This window comes from Burkholderia stagnalis (assembly GCF_902830275.1).
Lineage (GTDB): Bacteria > Pseudomonadota > Gammaproteobacteria > Burkholderiales > Burkholderiaceae > Burkholderia > Burkholderia stagnalis.
Genome location: NZ_CADESW010000060.1, coordinates 1 through 1,551 on the forward strand (window position 1 = coordinate 1; position 1,551 = coordinate 1,551).

A 1,551-nucleotide genomic window follows, 5' to 3' on the forward strand; every position below is an offset into this window, starting at 1 on the left:
CGCGCGGCCTGCTGCAGCGTGGCCCGCGCCTCCGGCAGGAACACCCGCCCGGTGTCGCTCAATTCGACCTTGTGCCGGTCGCGTTCGAACAGCCGCGCGTCGAGTTCTGCCTCGAGCGACTTGATCTGCATGCTCAGCGCGGGCTGCACGATGAACAGGCGCTGCGCGGCGCGCCCGAAGTGCAGTTCTTCCGCGAGGGTGACGAAGGCGCGCAGTTGCTTGAGTTCCATGGGCGGCGGAATCCGGTGATCAGATTCCATGATAACCACATCAAAAAAGACCATTGGCGCGAGGCCCCGCCGAGCGCCGAAGATAGGATCGACGCGAGACCGTCCGCGATGGGCGGCCGGCTCGACCGGCATGAGGAGACAGACATGACGAACGCGCTTGACCGGTTCCGCCTGGACGGCCGCCGCGCGCTGATCACCGGATCGGGGCGCGGGATCGGGCTGACGCTCGCCCGAGGCCTGGCCGAAGCGGGGGCGGCGATCGTCATCAACGATCGCAATGACGACAAGGCCGCTGCGCTCGCGCGGCACTTTCGCGACGAAGGCTTCGCGGCCGACCACGCGGTGTTCGACGTGACCGACCACGGCCAGGTGCGCGCGGCGATCGACGACGTCGAGGCGCGGGTTGGCGCGATCGACATCCTCGTGAACAATGCGGGCATCCAGCGCCGCGCGCCGCTCGACGCGTTCGACCCCGACGACTGGCATGCGCTGATGCGCGTGAACCTCGACGGCGTGTTCAATGTCGCGCAGGCGGTCGCGCGCCACATGATCGCGCGCGGGCGCGGCAAGATCATCAATATCTGCTCGGTGCAGAGCGAGCTCGCGCGGCCGTCGATCGCGCCGTATGCGGCCACCAAGGGCGCGGTGCGGATGCTGACGAAGGGCATGTGCGCGGATTGGGCGCGCCACGGCATCCAGGCCAACGGCCTCGCGCCCGGCTATTTCGAAACCGAGCTGAACCGCGCGCTGGTCGACGATCCGGCGTTTTCCGACTGGCTGTGCAAGCGCACGCCGGCCGGCCGCTGGGGGCGCGTCGACGAGCTGTGCGGCGCGGCGATCTTTCTCGCGTCGGCGGCGTCCGATTTCGTGAACGGCCAGACGCTGTTCGTCGACGGCGGTTTGACGAGCGCCGTCTAAGGAGCATTCAGATGCGTATGCGTTGCATGTGTCTCGTGATCCATGGGCCAAACGACCTGCGGCTCGAGGAGCAGGATGCGGGCGAGATCGGCCCGGGCCAGGTGCGGGTCGACGTCGCGATGGGCGGCATCTGCGGGTCCGACCTGCATTACTTCCGGCACGGCGGTTTCGGCGCGGTGCGCCTGCAGCAGCCGATGGTGCTCGGCCACGAGGTGGCCGGCACGGTTGCCGCGGTCGCGCCGGACGTGACGTCGGTGCAGATCGGCGACCGCGTCGCCGTCAACCCGAGCCGGCCGTGCGGCGCATGCCGCTATTGCCTCGAGGGCCTGCCGAACCAGTGTCTCGACATGCGCTTCTATGGCAGCGCGATGCGGATGCCGCACGTGCAGGGCGCGTTCCGCAA

The 1,551-nt window shown here is 68.8% G+C and carries 3 protein-coding genes; 2 read left to right on the plus strand and 1 reads right to left on the minus strand.

Features of this window, described 5'->3' with window-relative positions; translation table 11 throughout:
* Positions 1-230: LysR family transcriptional regulator (locus HWY45_RS36165; RefSeq protein WP_124597216.1), on the minus strand; the 230-nt coding region annotated here is incomplete at its 3' end.
* Between the two features lie 144 nt (positions 231-374).
* Between HWY45_RS36165 and HWY45_RS36170 the strand changes: the two genes are divergently transcribed.
* Together HWY45_RS36170 and HWY45_RS36175 are read left to right on the plus strand one after the other, a co-directional pair.
* Positions 375-1,148 carry an SDR family NAD(P)-dependent oxidoreductase gene (locus tag HWY45_RS36170; RefSeq protein ID WP_059881637.1) on the plus strand — a complete coding sequence of 258 codons (774 nt, stop codon included), beginning with the start codon at positions 375-377 and terminating at the stop codon, positions 1,146-1,148.
* An 11-nt stretch (positions 1,149-1,159) separates the two neighbouring features.
* A partial coding sequence (locus HWY45_RS36175) for an alcohol dehydrogenase catalytic domain-containing protein (RefSeq protein ID WP_176118472.1) occupies positions 1,160-1,551 on the plus strand: 392 nt, incomplete at its 3' end.

Bases quoted from the DNA above. Each gene is read 5' to 3' on its own strand.
- HWY45_RS36170 (WP_059881637.1), top strand. From the start codon at position 375: ATGACGAACGCGCTTGACCGGTTCCGCCTGGACGGCCGCCGCGCGCTG.